This is a genomic window from Paenibacillus albiflavus, from assembly GCF_004344915.1.
GTDB classification, from domain to species: Bacteria; Bacillota; Bacilli; order Paenibacillales; family NBRC-103111; genus Paenibacillus_AM; species Paenibacillus_AM albiflavus.
The window spans coordinates 22,869-38,851 of sequence record NZ_SKFG01000043.1 but is presented as its reverse complement, the minus strand read 5'-3'; the positions used below and the strand labels follow the sequence as shown (position 1 = coordinate 38,851).

Annotated in this window: 21 protein-coding genes and 1 rRNA gene; 18 read left to right on the top strand and 4 right to left on the bottom strand. The window is 43.3% G+C overall.

Going from position 1 to position 15,983, the window contains the following annotated elements:
* Nucleotides 1-71: 71 nt before the first annotated feature.
* Both rrf and E0485_RS23075 read left to right on the top strand, forming a co-directional pair.
* A 5S ribosomal RNA gene (rrf, locus tag E0485_RS23080) occupies nt 72-188 on the top strand.
* A 744-nt stretch (nt 189-932) separates the two neighbouring features.
* On the top strand, nt 933-1,883 hold the full coding sequence (locus E0485_RS23075; protein WP_132420416.1) for a hypothetical protein: 951 nt from the start codon (nt 933-935) through the stop codon (nt 1,881-1,883).
* A gap of 70 nt (nt 1,884-1,953) precedes the next feature.
* Here E0485_RS23075 and E0485_RS23070 read toward each other — a convergent pair whose 3' ends face one another.
* Nucleotides 1,954-2,493 (bottom strand): DUF1836 domain-containing protein, encoded by a 540-nt coding sequence (locus E0485_RS23070; protein ID WP_235857689.1) that lies wholly within the window; start codon nt 2,491-2,493, stop codon nt 1,954-1,956.
* A gap of 198 nt (nt 2,494-2,691) precedes the next feature.
* Between E0485_RS23070 and E0485_RS23065 the strand changes: the two genes are divergently transcribed.
* Nucleotides 2,692-3,417: an SGNH/GDSL hydrolase family protein gene (locus tag E0485_RS23065; protein WP_132420414.1), complete on the top strand. Its 726-nt coding sequence runs from the start codon at nt 2,692-2,694 to the stop codon at nt 3,415-3,417.
* A 44-nt stretch (nt 3,418-3,461) separates the two neighbouring features.
* On the opposite strand, the gene E0485_RS23060 is transcribed toward E0485_RS23065, so the two are convergent.
* The 3 genes from E0485_RS23060 to E0485_RS23050 form a co-directional block, all read right to left on the bottom strand.
* Nucleotides 3,462-3,845 carry a hypothetical protein gene (locus E0485_RS23060; protein ID WP_132420413.1) on the bottom strand — a complete coding sequence of 128 codons (384 nt, stop codon included), beginning with the start codon at nt 3,843-3,845 and terminating at the stop codon, nt 3,462-3,464.
* The gene (locus E0485_RS23055) at nt 3,820-4,455 is read right to left on the bottom strand and encodes an ImmA/IrrE family metallo-endopeptidase (protein WP_132420412.1); all 636 of its coding nucleotides are present in this window, start codon (nt 4,453-4,455) and stop codon (nt 3,820-3,822) included. Before E0485_RS23055 ends, E0485_RS23060 begins: the two co-directional genes overlap by 26 nt.
* Before the next feature lie 89 nt (nt 4,456-4,544).
* Nucleotides 4,545-4,916: a helix-turn-helix domain-containing protein gene (locus E0485_RS23050; protein ID WP_132420411.1), complete on the bottom strand. Its 372-nt coding sequence runs from the start codon at nt 4,914-4,916 to the stop codon at nt 4,545-4,547.
* Between the two features lie 244 nt (nt 4,917-5,160).
* Here E0485_RS23050 and E0485_RS23045 point away from each other — a divergent pair, with 244 nt between their 5' ends.
* The 15 genes from E0485_RS23045 (at nt 5,161) to E0485_RS22975 (ending at nt 15,976) form a co-directional block, all read left to right on the top strand.
* Nucleotides 5,161-5,343 carry a hypothetical protein gene (locus tag E0485_RS23045; RefSeq protein WP_132420410.1) on the top strand — a complete coding sequence of 61 codons (183 nt, stop codon included), beginning with the start codon at nt 5,161-5,163 and terminating at the stop codon, nt 5,341-5,343.
* Nucleotides 5,336-5,818 (top strand): sigma factor-like helix-turn-helix DNA-binding protein, encoded by a 483-nt coding sequence (locus E0485_RS23040; RefSeq protein ID WP_235857688.1) that lies wholly within the window; start codon nt 5,336-5,338, stop codon nt 5,816-5,818. The genes E0485_RS23045 and E0485_RS23040 overlap by 8 nt, the downstream gene beginning before the upstream one ends.
* Before the next feature lie 121 nt (nt 5,819-5,939).
* Entirely contained in the window at nt 5,940-6,785 is an 846-nt protein-coding gene (locus E0485_RS23035) for a hypothetical protein (RefSeq protein WP_132420408.1), read from the top strand.
* 10 nt (nt 6,786-6,795) lie between these two features.
* Nucleotides 6,796-6,990, top strand: coding sequence for a hypothetical protein (locus E0485_RS23030; protein ID WP_132420407.1), 195 nt, complete (start codon nt 6,796-6,798; stop codon nt 6,988-6,990).
* 1 nt (nt 6,991) lies between these two features.
* A complete protein-coding gene (locus E0485_RS23025) occupies nt 6,992-8,464 on the top strand; it encodes a phage tail sheath family protein (protein ID WP_132420406.1) in 1,473 nt (490 codons plus the stop codon).
* A gap of 13 nt (nt 8,465-8,477) precedes the next feature.
* Nucleotides 8,478-8,885 (top strand): phage tail tube protein, encoded by a 408-nt coding sequence (locus E0485_RS23020; RefSeq protein WP_132420405.1) that lies wholly within the window; start codon nt 8,478-8,480, stop codon nt 8,883-8,885.
* 22 nt (nt 8,886-8,907) lie between these two features.
* Nucleotides 8,908-9,312 (top strand): phage tail assembly chaperone, encoded by a 405-nt coding sequence (locus E0485_RS23015; protein WP_132420404.1) that lies wholly within the window; start codon nt 8,908-8,910, stop codon nt 9,310-9,312.
* Nucleotides 9,313-9,472: 160 nt separating this feature from the next.
* Nucleotides 9,473-10,765 carry a hypothetical protein gene (locus E0485_RS23010; protein ID WP_132420403.1) on the top strand — a complete coding sequence of 431 codons (1,293 nt, stop codon included), beginning with the start codon at nt 9,473-9,475 and terminating at the stop codon, nt 10,763-10,765.
* Nucleotides 10,766-10,776: 11 nt separating this feature from the next.
* The gene (locus E0485_RS23005) at nt 10,777-11,430 is read left to right on the top strand and encodes a LysM peptidoglycan-binding domain-containing protein (protein ID WP_132420402.1); all 654 of its coding nucleotides are present in this window, start codon (nt 10,777-10,779) and stop codon (nt 11,428-11,430) included.
* A complete protein-coding gene (locus E0485_RS23000) occupies nt 11,427-12,449 on the top strand; it encodes an XkdQ/YqbQ family protein (RefSeq protein WP_132420401.1) in 1,023 nt (340 codons plus the stop codon). Before E0485_RS23005 ends, E0485_RS23000 begins: the two co-directional genes overlap by 4 nt.
* On the top strand, nt 12,436-12,831 hold the full coding sequence (locus E0485_RS22995) for a hypothetical protein (protein WP_132420400.1): 396 nt from the start codon (nt 12,436-12,438) through the stop codon (nt 12,829-12,831). Before E0485_RS23000 ends, E0485_RS22995 begins: the two co-directional genes overlap by 14 nt.
* A complete protein-coding gene (locus tag E0485_RS22990; RefSeq protein ID WP_132420399.1) occupies nt 12,831-13,283 on the top strand; it encodes a DUF2634 domain-containing protein in 453 nt (150 codons plus the stop codon). Before E0485_RS22995 ends, E0485_RS22990 begins: the two co-directional genes overlap by 1 nt.
* Nucleotides 13,283-14,404 carry a baseplate J/gp47 family protein gene (locus E0485_RS22985; protein ID WP_132420398.1) on the top strand — a complete coding sequence of 374 codons (1,122 nt, stop codon included), beginning with the start codon at nt 13,283-13,285 and terminating at the stop codon, nt 14,402-14,404. Before E0485_RS22990 ends, E0485_RS22985 begins: the two co-directional genes overlap by 1 nt.
* Nucleotides 14,397-14,966: a YmfQ family protein gene (locus E0485_RS22980; RefSeq protein WP_132420397.1), complete on the top strand. Its 570-nt coding sequence runs from the start codon at nt 14,397-14,399 to the stop codon at nt 14,964-14,966. Before E0485_RS22985 ends, E0485_RS22980 begins: the two co-directional genes overlap by 8 nt.
* Nucleotides 14,966-15,976, top strand: a complete 1,011-nt coding sequence (locus tag E0485_RS22975; RefSeq protein WP_132420396.1) for a hypothetical protein — start codon at nt 14,966-14,968, stop codon at nt 15,974-15,976. The genes E0485_RS22980 and E0485_RS22975 overlap by 1 nt, the downstream gene beginning before the upstream one ends.
* Nucleotides 15,977-15,983 lie beyond the last annotated feature (7 nt).

Sequence of the window (15,983 nt, the reverse complement as noted above, 5' to 3'; positions counted from 1 at the left end):
TTACTTTCAATTCGCTTCTAGTTTTCAAGGTACAATACCTTGTAAGAACCGCATTTGTTCACAAATGCATGTTTGGTGACGATGGCGGAAGGGAACCACGCGTACCCATCCCGAACACGACCGTTAAGCCTTCCAGCGCCGATGGTACTTGGATCGAAGGATCCTGGGAGAGTAGGACGTTGCCAAGCAACTACAAGCCACTGTTCTTTATGAATGGTGGCTTGTTTTTTTGTGCATTCCAAAATAACGGATTTTGAAGTGCTTATTTACTTAAAAACTCGAGCGTTTCCTCATTTAGGGGATTTTGAAGTACTTATTTTAGTCAAAACAACTATATTGAGATCGATTCAGCCGAAATAGATACCTGATAATCCGCTATTTTCACAAATACCCCCTATTCCATTCGAATAAGCACCTCAAAGTCCGCTATTTCCCTCCCAACTCCACATACAACTCCCAGTCCGCATACAATTCTCAACAAATGAATGGTGGTTTCTGTGACTTGGAATATTTATTTACTTGAAAACCCAAGCGTGCGCATCAATAGCAGATTTAGAGGTACTTATATTTAGGAGGAACTGGCGAAATGGCTGTTTTGCATAACCAATATTCATTTCCTTGTACAAGTATCACCTATACAAAGTTGAGAATATACTAAATCAAACGTGATCAGAAGGGAGGATGTCTATGCTTTATTTGCTCATCCTGTTTATATTGCTTGTGGTCGTTCTGATCCTTTTTGGTATGAGAAGAAGGCACCTGAGTTAACATAGAATAAGGTGAAGTTAAACAAAATCATAGTTTTATGCAACTTTTTGTCGAGACATGCCGTCTATAGTATTGAAAGAAAGGGCAGAGATACCGGTTACTGTTTTTTTCTTAGATGCTAACGAACTAGCACAGACAGATCTAATACCTAGGAGGCTATGATTATGAAAGCATGGACTAAATTAATGATTACAACGAGTGCTGTAGCATTGCTTGCAGTACCACTAGCTTCAGCAGCAACACCTGGACAAGCTCCACAATCTCCAACGGAAGTGACAAGTGAAGTGAAGAAGCCCGAATTAGCTGCTACCAAAGGAACGATTAAAGAAATCGTTCATACGAAATATGGCGTTTATGCAATGCTCGAAGGTAAAGGGGTAAAAGCAACAGATCCTGATTTGGTCAAACTTGTGATCGGTGATGATGTACAGGTTGAGGATCAGAATGGGAATAAAGCTGACTTGTATGACGCTCTCAAGAATGAATGGACAGTTACCGCATACTATGGCCCAATGATGACGATGAGCATTCCTCCACAATCACCAGCGGTGAAGATCGTGGTGGACAAGCCTGAGAAGCCAGCAGCCATTGTTTCAAAAGGAATTATTGAAAGAGTTGAATCTATCCCAGCTAACAAAGTTAATGAAGCTTACACTCGTGTTGTAGTAGCAGGCAAGAATCCTGTTATCTTAAACGTTTCCAAGGACACTGAGATCGTCGACGAGAAAGGTAATAAGCTTGCAGCAGATGTTCTGAATGCCAATGTAAGCATTGAAGCAACATATGGACCGGTAATGACGATGAGCATGCCTCCAATCACCAATGCTAGCAAAATTGTTGTTCTTGGCGATACAGTGCGTGTTGACGGCAGCATTGACAAAGTTTCTGATGATATGGTGCTTGTAGATGTTAAATCAGATCGTGACGCGAAGAACGATATTATTCTTAAAGTTACGAAAGACACTAAAATCGTAGATGTTTATGGACAAGAAGTTAAATTAGCTGATCTGAAAAAAGGTACCAAAATTGCCGCTTATCATTCCCATATCATGACAAGATCGTTGCCAGCGCAAACGCATGCTGAATTAATTGTTGTGTATCAAGATTTGAAATAATTGCTGTTAAATAAAAATAACTCATCCCGCTTCATTTGTGGGATGGGTTATTTATTTTATATGGTCGTGTTTAGTTATCTAATTGATCAATAAGCTTCTCGGCGAGACGTTTGTACGTATTTGCTTGTTGAATAAGGGATAGAACGGTTAATAATGTCTGTTCTTTGGGGTTAAGCTTCGACTCATCGTCAGCGAATTGCGTTTTAATTTGCTCGTTTGTGTTGCTCAATTGCACTTTTTTATTTGCTAGAAATTGTTCATATACCGCCCATACATTAACATCCTTATGATGCAAGGTCGCTTGGAACAAATTTTTGATATCACCGATTTGAAGAGATTGCTTCAGGTGATAAATAAGAGCCATTTGGGCGATATGTTCGGGCGTGTATTTTTTATTTTTGGCAGGCATGAGGATTTTGTCTTTGGTATAGTTGTTGATCATCGTTTTGGTCAGGAGCTTGTCCTCTGGATATCGCTTGCTTGTACCTACGTTGCTGTCGAATAGGGTGATTACTTGGTCCATATATAAGTCAATTTTGGGGATATCGGTGATTTCAATATCGGATTGCTCAATAATTTGCGTCAAAAGTTGTTCAATTTGGTCGTTCAAGAGGATACTTCCTTTGCTATAAATTTGAAAATGAGGATACGTATTAATCAGTTTAATCATACTATCATATAGTGAATAAAGCCAACAATAAAAATAATGAGGACAAGGTATTTACATATAAGAAATAGATGTTATTATATAGTTAATACTTGATATAGTTTTTAAAACTACATGCGATAACATTGGGGAGTGACAACTATGCAAGCCAAAGAGAAGGATCAATACAATATTGTCCTGTTCGGGGATTCAATTGCCAAAGGTGTTATTTATGATGAGAATAAAGGGAAATATGCAGTCCTTAAGAATAGTTTTGCGGAGATTATACAGAGACGATTTAGAGGTATTATTCATAATGCGGGCCGATTTGGATCTGTGATTACCAAAGGGATCTCGACACTGCAGCGTGATGTCCTGAGCAAGAAGCCTGATATTGTGGTCGTGGAGTTCGGCGGCAATGATTGTGACTTTAACTGGGAAGAGATTGCTCAGAACCCCCAAGGCGAATTCAATCCCAAAACAACCTTAAATCACTATATCACGGTACTGCAGGAAATGATTCAGAAGCTGAGAGAAGAAGGAATCGTCCCTGTTCTGATGACTTTGCCGCCGCTGGATGCAGATAAATATTTTAAATGGGTCAGCAAAAATAACGAGACGAGCGCTCACAACATTTTATCGTGGCTAGGTACTGTGAATCGAATTTATTGGTGGCATGAAAGATACAATTCAGCCATTATCGACGTTGCAGAGGAAATGAAAGTTAGATGGATTGATGTGAGAAGCGCTTTTTTGAAAACGATGGATTATCGCGAGTACATTTGTGAAGATGGCATTCACCCCAATGAGCAAGGACATCGACTGATTGCAGACAAGATCCTTCAGTATATGGAGAAGAATCATCGTGTACTTTTGCAACCCGTATAAAATTAAGCCTCTTGTAGAACCGATTGTTCTGCGAGGGGCTTTGTTTATGAATCGCGATTCATCGAACGATCAGCAGGGAAGTACCGCCTCACGTCCGCTTGCATTACTTCTTCCACGTCTGCTAGACGTATAATGAAATGTTCGATGAAGTGAATATCGATCAGCTGCTCGTATCGAGCTTGAATTCGGGGCAGATAGAGGCCGATATAGTTCGTTTTGGTTGGATGGATCGTAAGATCTTCTAGCAGAACCGTTATTGCCATCGATAGATTCATTTCATTAAGCATATGGGATTGAAAAGGAGCAATGAGCGGCAGATAGATCGCATCCTTGTGCCAATTCAGCTCACCGATCTTGAAGCTAACAACCATTGTGATAGGATGCATCGCTTTATGACCAAATTCATAATAAACCTTCATTCGAGCCATTAATCTTCGATCCTTTCGATTGAAGCTGTTGATAGAGCTTGTCCATAATGCATTTCGTTTCATCTGACCAGGTGTCGCTTGAATATTTGCGATACTGGCGTTCATGGTGCCGCTTGACCTCATGATCAAATGTACCTTGCAGCAATCGTCGCTGAATTTGTTCTAGTCTGCGATGGGCTAACAAATGTGTAACACCGAACGTATCTGATAAGAAATCGATTGCTTCATTTTGAACGTCTGGCAGCTTAAGTTCCTTAACCATAAAGTAGGGGATTGCAGCATATAGCACAAAATTATTCGCCTCTGTCTCCTGCATCTGCATATAGTCCGCAGGCATGTGAATCTGATTCCCCGAGTGCCTCAGTACATGGCATAATTCATGCAGGAATTCTTCCCATTGCTCCGCTGGCGACAGCCGACTATCGATACAAATGCTGTACATGCCATTGCGTTCAATTGCTTGACTGCCGAATTCTAGAAAATAGAACCAAATATTCAATTTGCTCGCTAGCGCTTGAATATTAAGCTCATGGGGATTCGTCAGATTATGTTCTCTATATAAATTCTCAATCCATTGTTCAAGTGGTGTTGGGGAATACAGGTCCATCATATCAATCACCTCGTAATGCGAATGTATGTTCTGATATTATGTATAAGAAAAGCCTGAGAAATAGCAGGCCTCTTACTAGTTAGTGTAAACTATTCACCTTGTTTATCTTGTTTCGTTCGGCTCTTCTCCTGTTCATTAATAAAATGCCAGAAGCGGAGCATTTCCTCCTGCCGCTCTCTCGGGGCGTTCGCAAAATCCTTGAAAAACAAATTCAACTCTGGGTCATCGAGCTTCGGTTCCATTGAAGGAGTAACCTCTGGATCGTCCGTGCGTCCAAGCAAATAATCAGTCGTCGTATTCAAAAGATCCGCGATTTTTTGCAGCACAGTGCTAGAAGGAGTAACGCGATCGTTCTCGATATGCCCGAAGTTCGAGCTGCCCATATCCAGCTTTTTCGCTATATCAAGTTGTGTGAATTTGGCTTTCGTGCGCAGCACCTTGATTCTCTCGCCCAAAGTCATCGCTTCCTACATCCTTCCGATTCAAATTGTATTAAAACTACGATTTGATGCTTGACTGTATTATAAATACTGTTCTATAATGGATACATATCGTAAAAACGGATCAAACACGATCAATAATCGTAATTTAAATACGATATAGTAATGTTACCGTATTTTAGAGAGGTTTGTCAATGTGCAGCTTATTTTTTTGAAGTGGGATCGTATTTTAAATACAGTTGTGAGCAAAGGAGAGAGGATACACATGAAATTAGTAGATAAGGCACTTTTAATTGATCATTTAGCGGTATGCATTCAGCTTGCAGATCGTCAGCAACAGGAGCATGTAGCTGCTGTTTTGCAGAATCTTAAGAAGGAAGTATCAACAGGAGAGTTTGACACTGAGTTTGTAAGCATTGCAGCTAAAGGGGGAAATGATTATGTATGAATTGATGAATGGATACAAACAAACAAGACGTGTATTACGAGCGCTGCGTACGCTGAATACGGACAAGAATGATCGGCAAGTAATCGGTGGCATGATCAGCGATTGCAATTATGTTGTGGAATGGCTACAAACAGGACGGCGCCCAGGGAATCGCAGGGGAATTGAACGACTTGCTGCTTATCAGCGTGAACGCCCGATCGATCCGATTATTTTGCAAGCTTATCTTGCTCGCACTTCTGCAGGCGGCACAGTACAAGCTGCAAGTGTAACCGATGAGGATCGCGAAAGAATAGAGGAAGTACTTGGTCAGCTTACACCAAGAGAACGCGATTGCTACGTGATGGTTATTGGTAACGGCATGGCTTACAGTTATGCAGCGAAGCTGTTAGGACTTAAGAAAAGCAGCGTACAGTGGTTTGTGGATAGCGCCAAGAAGAAGATTAAGGTTTATCTCCTTAAGGGAGTGAAGGATTAAACATGATAGATAGAAAGCTAAACGAAATGACCAGATGAAGTGCTGGTCGTTTTTTCTTTTTCCCCTCCCATACGATTGCCACCAATAGATGAGAAGGCTGCTTGAAAGGAGGTGAGATGTTGTGAAGAAAGCGATTAGGCAAACGTTACGAGATCATGTACCTGCACTTGAGCAAATCGTATTCCATGCAAATGAGGTTGATCCTCAAATGAATGCTCCTTATGCCATTATTTTGGATGCAAACGAAGTTGAAGATGCAGCATGGTCAGGCTATCGAAGTTTTATAGATGTTGAAATGTATTGTCCAACTAACCACGAACTGACGCCCGACATACTAAGTGCTCAAGTTGTAAATGCGCTTGAAGCTCAAATTATTAGGGACCCTCCGAATGGTCAAGCATATGCAGGCTTGTATCGGGGGACAGTTGGACAGGATCAAGCGGTGAGTCAAACTTTAATGATTTTAAGACGAGTACGATTCGCGATCACAGCCTTGCAACCTGTACATGAGGTATCGTCTTCGACATCTGAAGATGACTGGCTTAAGGCGTTAGCCTCAGCAACAGAAACTTGGTTAGGTTCATCCTGGGCTTGTTATTTTGGGGCTTGGCCTTCCGATTATCACATACCTGCTGTGCTTTGGAAATTGACCGAAGTAGAGAGCAGAGAAGTAGGCGTTAGTGTCTATGAAGTTCGCAAAAAATTCGTTGGTCATGTGCTTGGAGCTTCTCCTAATGAACAGGCGAATGGTGTATTTCGTATAGGGGACATGCTGGCACAAGCTATCAAGCTGCCACTTAATGAGCAGAAGAAACAGTATGTTACGATCAAGGATCCACGGACGAATCTACAAGCGGATGCGGTGTCAGAAGGACAGATCACGGTCACTTTAAGCAGGAAGCTAAATCGAGTGACAGAAACAGCTCCATTCATGCAAGAAATTCGAGCGCAATCCAATTTACGATGAGGTGATTTGAATGTTAGGCAAATTTACGAAGAAGCAAGCAGCACCGAAATATAGCAAAGAAGAGCTTGTGAGTCATGCGCAGGTTCTTTTTAACTGTCAACCAGAAGTGGTTGTCGGTGCTTTATCTGATAACACGCAAGACGATTACACAATCGAAGAAGTTCAAACATTGATTCAACAATTTAATCAAAGGATGGTGAAGTAAGATGGTAGGAGGCAATTGGAGCGGGGCTGAAATGCCCGTATTACCTGGGATGTACATGAATTTTCAATCAGCAGCGACATCGGCGATTCAGCCGGGAGCAAGAGGTGTAGTCGTTGTACCTGTAAAGTCACATTGGGGGCCGATCGGAGAATTTGTTGAGATTAATAGCGAGGTGGCCGCTATCGAGGCTTATGGTTCTGATTCCGCAAATGGTGCTACAGCTTATACAACGCTGAAGTTTGGATTAATGGGCGGTGCACGCAAGCTTCTAGCTTATAGACTTGCCGATCAGCATGCAGCTGAATCCACACTTGCCTTGCAGGATACATCAAGCGGTTCAGCAGTTAGCGTATTGAAGCTAGATGCTAAATATGCTGGAGAGCGAGGTAATCAGTTTAATGTAACCGTACAAGCTAACCTTGTCGATCAAGGCCTAATGGATCTGAGACTATATGATGCAGGCAAGCTGCTGCGTACCTTTACCTTCTCTACTGGCTCTGTTCAAGCGATTGCGGATGCGATCAATAACGATCCGAATAATAAATGGATTGTGGCTTCCAAGCTTGCAGATGGTAACGGTACATTGGCTAAAGTGTCGAATGTTCCGCTGTCTGGCGGTCATTCAGGTATTGATTCTATTACGAATGCGGATTATATCGCTGCTTTGGCGGCTTTTGAAACACAAGAGTTCAATCTTGTTGCACTCGATGGTGTATCGGAATCAAGCCTGCTGGTAAGCGTGGCGTCTTGGGTTACTAGATTGCGTCAAGAAGGTAAAGGTGTTATCGCAGTTCTTGGCGGCTCCCTTGCAGATGATACTGCTGCGGATGCTGTGAGCAAAGCGTCTGCTCGAAGTGCTATTTTTAATCAAGAAGGTGTAGTGAATGTCGGAACTGGCGTTCAGCTCGGCGGTGTACGCTATAGCTCAGCTCAAACGGCAGCTTATGCTGCAGGACTAATTGCAGGCCAAAAGCTAAACGAATCCACGACTTATGCAGCTGCTCCATTTGAAGATGTGACACGCAGATGGACACGCTCTGAGCAAGAGCATGCCGTGAAACAAGGTGTTTTCCTACTCGTTCAGGATGGTCGTCAAGTGAAAGTACTCCGTGGCGTGAATAGTCTGGTTACGCTTAAGCAGGGACAGAATCAAGCATGGAAGAAAGTTCGCACGATCAGAGTGATGGATGCGATTAATTCCGATTTACAGCGTACCGTTGAGGATTCCTATATTGGAAAAGTGAACAACACAGCTGAAGGACGACTCGCACTCCTTAGTGCATGCAAGGAATATTTGCGTGTGCTTGCTCAAAGCGGTGTGATTGATTCGACTTCCTATGATGTCATGCTTGATCCTCATTATTATGGTGAAGCAGCAGAACAGCAGCCTGAACCAGATCAAGTATTTATTCAGTGGAATGCAAGTTTGTCTGACGTGATGGAACAAATTTTCGGCACATTCAATGTGCAATAAGGAGTGGTTAATAATGATGGATCCAACAAGAGCAATTTTAGGTACACATGGTAAGGTTTTTGTCGATGGCGTATGGCAGTCGAATTTGAATCATCTAGAAGCTTCAGTAGAAATTGAGAAGCGGGAATTAAAGCTATCGGGCATGGAATGGACAGCACATAAGCTCGGCATCAAAAAGGGTACAGGCACTATGTCAGGTTTCAAGGTTACTTCTGACATGATCGCACGTGGATTCAGTAGATTCAACATCATATCCAAGCTGAACGATCCTGAAGCCTATGGCCATGAAAATATTGAGCTGTACAACGTAGTTCCGGATAAAATCCAACTCGCGAACTGGACGGCTGGCGAGGAAGTCACAGAAGAAGTAACCTTCACCTTCGAGGGCTACAAATTACATGATCCGATTATCGGATATTAATACGTAAAGGGTGGATGAAGACATGGATATGGCGAATATGACAGAAGAACAAATCCTACAGCGTCTGTTAGATGCGGATACAATTCCAGAGCGAACTGTGCGGATTGAGCGTTTAGGTACGCCGATTAAGCTGCGTGGTTTGACAGGCAAGCAAGTATATAACATTCGTGAACGCTGTACAGAACGTAAGGAAAAACGCGGTCAAACGACTGAGCGATTGGATGAAGAGCAGTTCAACACAAGCCTGATCGCTGCTTCAACCATTTCTCCGAACTGGGGCGACTCCAAGCTGCTCGCCAAGTTCAATGCAAGCAGTGGCGAAGAAGTGATTAAGCGTATTCTGCTAGCAGGTGAGTTATCTGCTCTAGGCGATGTGGTGCTTGACCTGTCAGGCTTCAACACGGAGCTGCGTGAAGTAAAAAACTAATTCAATCCAGGGGGCTCGCATGGCTGCTTCATGCTATGCGAGTACGCCACCATATGACCCCTGGAGAGTTCTGGAGGCTGCCCCGTGGCGAGCAGCTCTTCTTGATGGCAAGCATGGAGATTGAACTAGAAGATGAGCAGAAGCAGAGAGGAGGGTAACTATGGGGAAAGAGGAAGTTCAAGACCTCATCCTATCCGTTGATATTAAGGGCGTCGGTTGGTCGATGCTCAAGCTTCGTACAATGGATAGGTTCATTAATTCTGTTTATGAACGAAGCAAAATGCTAGATCGCTTACAGGTTAGACCCTTATTTAGCTTAAAAGATCAGATTACGGGTCCAGCACAGCAAATTGCAGATAACCTCAAGAACTTGTTCGCGAATCCATTCGAAGCATTAGTGCAGGTGAAGTATAACGATCCTGGATTCACGAGTGCGAATGGTGAGTTAGTAGTGAAGTGTAGTTGTGCGTGTGGGGGCAGTGGTGGTGGTGATAATGGTTTTGATTGGAAAACATTCCTTGCAGAAGCTGGACGGGATTTTCTTGTAAATATAGCCAGTGATTACGTAGGTAATAAGATAAATCGTCGTAATAAAGGAACAAAGACATCCACTCCTAAAGGGACAGGTGAGACAAAGAATACGATCAATCAAACGAGCAGTAAAACGACGCAATTCAAAACAGAACCAAGAAGTTATAAAGACATTCCAAAAGATGCGAGTCGAGAATGGATGTCATCGCCTCAAAAAAGTACAAAAATGATTCCCTCAACTCCAGGGAAAATCACAAGAAATGGTACCTATCATTTAATATCTGGATCCAGTGGATTTATGTCCGATATGCTTGGTACCAAATCTACTAAGGTTATGAGTACATTCTCTAAAGCTGGAAAAGTTGTTTCCAAGTTCTTTAGACCGTTATCCGTTGGTATGGATATTATGAATATTGCTAATGCAGAGCCTGGCGAGGAAAGAAATAAAGCAGTCGGCGGTGCAGTAGGAGGTTGGGCTGGCGCAGCTGCTGGTGCTGCAGCAGGAGCTGCGATTGGTTCGGTTGTACCCGTAATCGGCACTGCAATTGGCGGTTTGATTGGAGGCGCCCTTGGTGGTCTTGGCGGCGATTGGCTTGGCAGTAAAATCGGTGGTTGGTTCTCCAAGAAGGAAGAAGAACCTAAACCCGATATATCAAAGCAGCCGTTTACAAAAGTCATACCTCGTATGCGATCGAAAAGTGATTTAGACCTACCTCAGTCCGATGATAGCGGTAATATGCCAACAAATACTGCGAGAGGTTCATGTGGCTGCATCGAAGTAAACCTGAACGGCACGACTAATATTCAAGTTAAAGTTGAGGAAATCGTTGATGAATCAGCACTTGCTTTACGTATCGGTAAAGAGTTTGTGACACAAATCAAAGAGTCACTCAATAATCGGAATAAATATCTGGCTTACTAGGAGGTGACAGCATGGATTTTATTCTAACCGATCCTTCGGATCAGAAGTTTTACTTTCCCGTCAATCCTGAGGAAGTAAAAATCACACGGGACAAAAGCTTCGAAACCGTCAATATATTATCGCTTGGTGAAGTCGATTTTGCTCATGGGGAGAGGATTCGAGAGATATCTTTCTCTTCTTTTTTCCCCAAGGTATATGATCGCAGTTATTGCAACTATCCAGACATCCCTGATCCGCAGCAAGCGATGCAGCTTCTTAGCTCTTTTATGAGTAGTACGAAGCCACTCCGACTCATTATTTCAGATACCGAGGTGAATGTTCTTGTCTTTGTATCTGCCCACAGCAGCACATTTAAAGGTGGAGAGGACGGAGATGTTTATTTCGACATTACTTGCCGAACCTGGCGTGAGGTTAAGGTGCGTACATCCGCAGAACTGACGGGTGACCAGAAACAGCAGGGAGGAAGTACGACAAGCAATAGTCGATCCGATACGAAACCAATCGCAAAGCTGTATAAGGTGAAATCAAATGATTCTTTATCCAAAATTGCAAAGCTTGAACTCGGTGATAGTTCCAAGTGGAAAGATATTTATGAGAAAAACAAAAAGCTGATTGGTCCTAATCCTGACTACATCCAAGTAGGCTGGGAGTTGGTACTGACATGATCACGCCTGGTGGAAATCGATATGAAGTTGTTTTGCAGGACAAGTATTATATGCGTGAGTTAATCGAGGATCTATCACTTGAAGAATCCCTTGATGAAATTGCGTATCGTTCCAATGTGAAAATGGCGGTAACGCCGGATTTTCCAATTATCGGTCCTGGTCAGGAGATTCGGGTGTCTGGCATTGAATTTGATGGCAAAAATATGGTGTATTTGCTGAATCCAGGGGTAGTTTGGTCATGCGATAGCTCCAATACGGGGTTTAAACATATCAATGTTACGGTGTATGATCGAACAATTTATTTGTCCAAATCCGAGGATGAAAAGCTGATGGCTGCGGGACAGACCGCCTCTCAGCGACTAAAGCAATATGCTGCCGATTGGAATATTCCAATTGCAAAAATTCCTGACACGCAAATTCCACTTGGCAGATCAATGTATCGTACAAGATCGATTTATGCCATGATGCAGGCAGATTTAAAGGAAACCGCAACGAAAGGCGGTAAGCTGTATCGTCCTAGGATGACGCCTGCTGGGCTTGAGCTATTCGAGATTGGTAGCAATGCAACCGTATGGGTACTTGATATCGAGCAAAATGTGGAAAATATCTCCCAAATGCGTACGCTTGAAGATGTAGTCACACAAGTGAAAGTATTAGGTACTGACCAGAAGTTAAGCGGAAGCCCTAATGATGAAGTGCCTGCACCTATAATTGCCATTGAAAAAGGCGATACCGAACGCTACGGTACGCTCCAAAAAATTATCCAGGACGATAAAATCAACACTGTTGCTGAAGCGCGAAAAGCTGCAGCCAACATGCTTACGGGAATTCAAGAGACGTTTACCATGACAGCGATCGATATTAATACGATTCGTGCGGGAGACAAAGTGATTTTATCAGGTATGGAATTGATCGTAACATCCGTGCTACATGAGCTGGGCAATCCAGGGCATATGACTTTGGAACTGGCAAGTCTGGACTATGTAAGAAGGAGGTACTTCATGGATGGACCCTTTTAAACAATTGACCTCAATCCTTGATATGCGAATATCGGAAGGTGCGGGCAACGCAATTTCTGGCATCCCTTCTGAGTTAGGGACGATTACAGCGACTGGGCTTGTCCTCGACTCCTTTAAGCATGAAGTACAGGATTATTTAGTGGCGGAATGGTTTGTAAAAGCGCATTTTCCATCGGTAGAGATATCGGGTCAAGTAACTGGACTGCTGGATGGACAGGGTAAAGCGGTGACAGGCAAGGCTAAGTTTGCGTTTGAATCGTTTGAGGTAGAAGATCTTCGTTTGGAGCTTAAGGCTGGTCTTAAGCCAGGAGATCGTGTGCTCGCAGTTCCGATTAATGGGGGCAACGATGCAATCGTGATAGGTAAGGTGGTGAAGAGCTGATGATAAATCTTTTTCCAATGGGGGGTACAGTAGGAACTCCTGAAGCTGAGATCACATCGAATGAAGTGGAGTTTGGGCGCAGCTTTCGATTTGATTATCGTCTGGGTGAATTCGTGTTGACACCAACAGGGAAAGTAGCTGTGTCTGAAGGAACCGGTGCATGGCTGGAATGGTGCAAAAAAGCGGTTATGACCAATCGCTACACTTTTCTCGCTTACTCCAGAAACTATGGGCAAGAATATGAGACTTTGATCAGTCAAAGCTTGCCACGTGGTGCAATTGAGTCGGAAATTAAACGTTTAACGACGGAATGTCTAATGGCTGATCCACGGACTAAAAGTGTGCAAGATTTTAGTTTTCAATGGGAGTCGGATCGCATTGCTTTCACATGTACGGTGAAGAATGTACGAGATGAGTCAGGGATTATACAGGGAAGTGTGGTGAATATGTGATGGCAGGGATGACATTGCCAGCTTTTTTAACAGAACAGACAGAGAATAAGATCATGAAGCGAATGCTGAAAGTGCTCCCCCCTGATTTGGATCAATCGGAGGGGAGTTTTATTTGGGACTCGACTGCACCTTCGGCGCTTATGCTAGCTGATGCAGCAACTTGGGCACAGGAAGTATTGCGTCGAGGATTTGCGACTACAACCTTTGGTGCGTACTTGGATTTACGCTGCGAAGAACGTGGGATTACGCGCAGGGCTGCCGTGAAAGCAGTAGGGCAAGTAGAATTCACGGGCGTAGCTGGAACAAAGATTCCTGCGGGAACTAGGGTGGCAACGCCTGCTGATGTCGTTACCAATACATCTTCAGTGGAATTTGAAACCGTTGATGCGGCTGTCATTGCTAGCACAGGTCGCGTCAGCGCACAGATTCGGGCAATTGAAGCAGGACGAAGCGGGATTATTCCGCCACGTTCAATTGATGTAATGGTGAGTCCAGTTCAAGGTGTAAGCGGAGTTATGAATGCTGAATCCACTATGGGTGGAGCAGATATTGAAACAGATGAATCATTGCTCGAGAGATTTTTGCTTAAGGTAAGAAGTCCGGGCAGTAGCGGGAACAAGGCCAATTACATGCAATGGGCGCTTGATGTGGCAGGAGTAGGAGGCGTTCAAGTCTTGCCCCTATGGAATGGACCGAAAACAGTTAAAGTTGTTCTCATCGATCCAGAGAAACGAGCGCCGAGTGCTGATGTCGTGAACGCTGTTCAACAATACATCGATCCCGTTACAGGTACAGGCGAGGGAATGGCGCCAATTGGTGCAGAAGTAACTGTTGTCGCAGCAGAGGAAGTTCCGATCAACATCGACGTTAAGCTTACACTTGCCAATAATGCGACATTGGAAGAAGTGAAAGCTTTGATCGCGAAGGGAACGGAGGAATATTTGAGGCAGTTGGCTTTTAAAGATCGACTTGTTCGTTACACGCGAATTGCTGCCATTCTGCTCGATATCCCACCGATTATTGATTTCGCAGAGCTGACGATCAATAACTTGAGCGACAAGAACATTGAAATGCAGCTTGGACAAGTGGCTGTGCTAGGAACGGTGAATGTCCATGAGTGAAGTTGTCATGACAAGTCCTAGAGGAAAGGAATTACTGTCGTATCTGCCTGATTACTATGGTACATCCAGAGTCATGCGTTCCATTATGGAAGCACAAGGGGCGGAGATGGATTCGCTTTTTCAAGCATTAGATGAAATCTTGAATCAATACTTCGTGCCAACAGCTACATGGGGGCTTGAAATTTGGGAGCGAGAGCTTGGCATTCCAACTGAACGGAATAAACCCGTTGATCAAAGGCGGAGCGTTATCATTTCCAAGCTGCGTGGTATCGGGACAGTTACAGTTAGTCTGATCAAATCAATCGCTGAGGCATACGACGGAGGTAGAGTGGAAGTAACCGAAGTGCCAAGTGAGTACAAATTCACCGTAACCTTCGTCGACACTCGCGGAGTGCCGCCTAACATTGACGATCTAAAAGCAGCCATTGAAGAAATCAAACCCGCCCATCTGGCAGTTGAGTATGCTTTTACCTATTCTACATGGGGAGAACTTAAGCCCTTTACCTGGGGCACACTCAAAAACTACACCTGGGGCGACATCAAAACACGGAGGTGGAACTAATGCCAAATCTAACACCAAATATTGGCTTGAAGAAACCGCTCGATAACGAAGCGGGCGATATTGCGGTAATAAATGAGAATATGGATAAGATTGATCAGGCAGTTGAGGATTTGAAGAGGTCTAGCGTAAAGATTGAGTTTGATGCGCATTTGGCGGATTATACGCGTGTTCCATATTGGGGCGGCTTAACTGGCGGTACAGGAGACGATTTTAAGATAGATCATGGAGCGCCTGACAAACTATTAGTCGGCTCGTGTATTGTTGTAAAAGCCGATAGAGACGCGATAGGCTACATGAGATTTTTTTGGGGCAAACACTACGGTCTTGTATCAAGTTCAGATCACATGGCTTTTAAATTTAAAAAAGACGGCATATACACTCTTCGTTGGGATTCAGGTACATGGGTTGTACAAGGCGACAACGGAGGAATAAATTTCGATGGCAGGCAAGAAACTATAACAGTCAATGTTGGGCCAAGTAGAGACTTCAAAACAATACGATCGGCAATAGACTCTCTGGCAAAAGTAAATGCTGGAGATAGACAGATTATTCTTGACGCAGGAACTTATAATGAACTTATCATTATATCAGGATTTCATGGTGGTACGCTAACTATAAAAAGTGCTAGCGGTGTAAGTGCTATATTAAGCGGTAATCTTTTTAACATAGGCAATAATACTTGCAAAGTTAGTATTAATAGTATTGAGTTCAGAATAATTAATAACATTAGTTTAACATCAGGACAATTTACGCTATATGGTTGCATGTTTACAGGTGCGGGGGTATTTTTATCAGAATGTACAGCACATTTAGAAAATTGTACTGTTAATAACTCTACAAACATAGCAATTTCGGCAAATGGAGGGTCTGTAGTCAGCGTTTTCAATCTTAAAGGTTCTGGAAATAAAATCGGTTATCGTTCTGACCACTCAATAATTCTTAGGGCTAGTAACGCTCTAACAGCAACGACTTTAGACGAAAAAGCACAAGGTGGTCAAATATTCTTTTAAGGAGGTT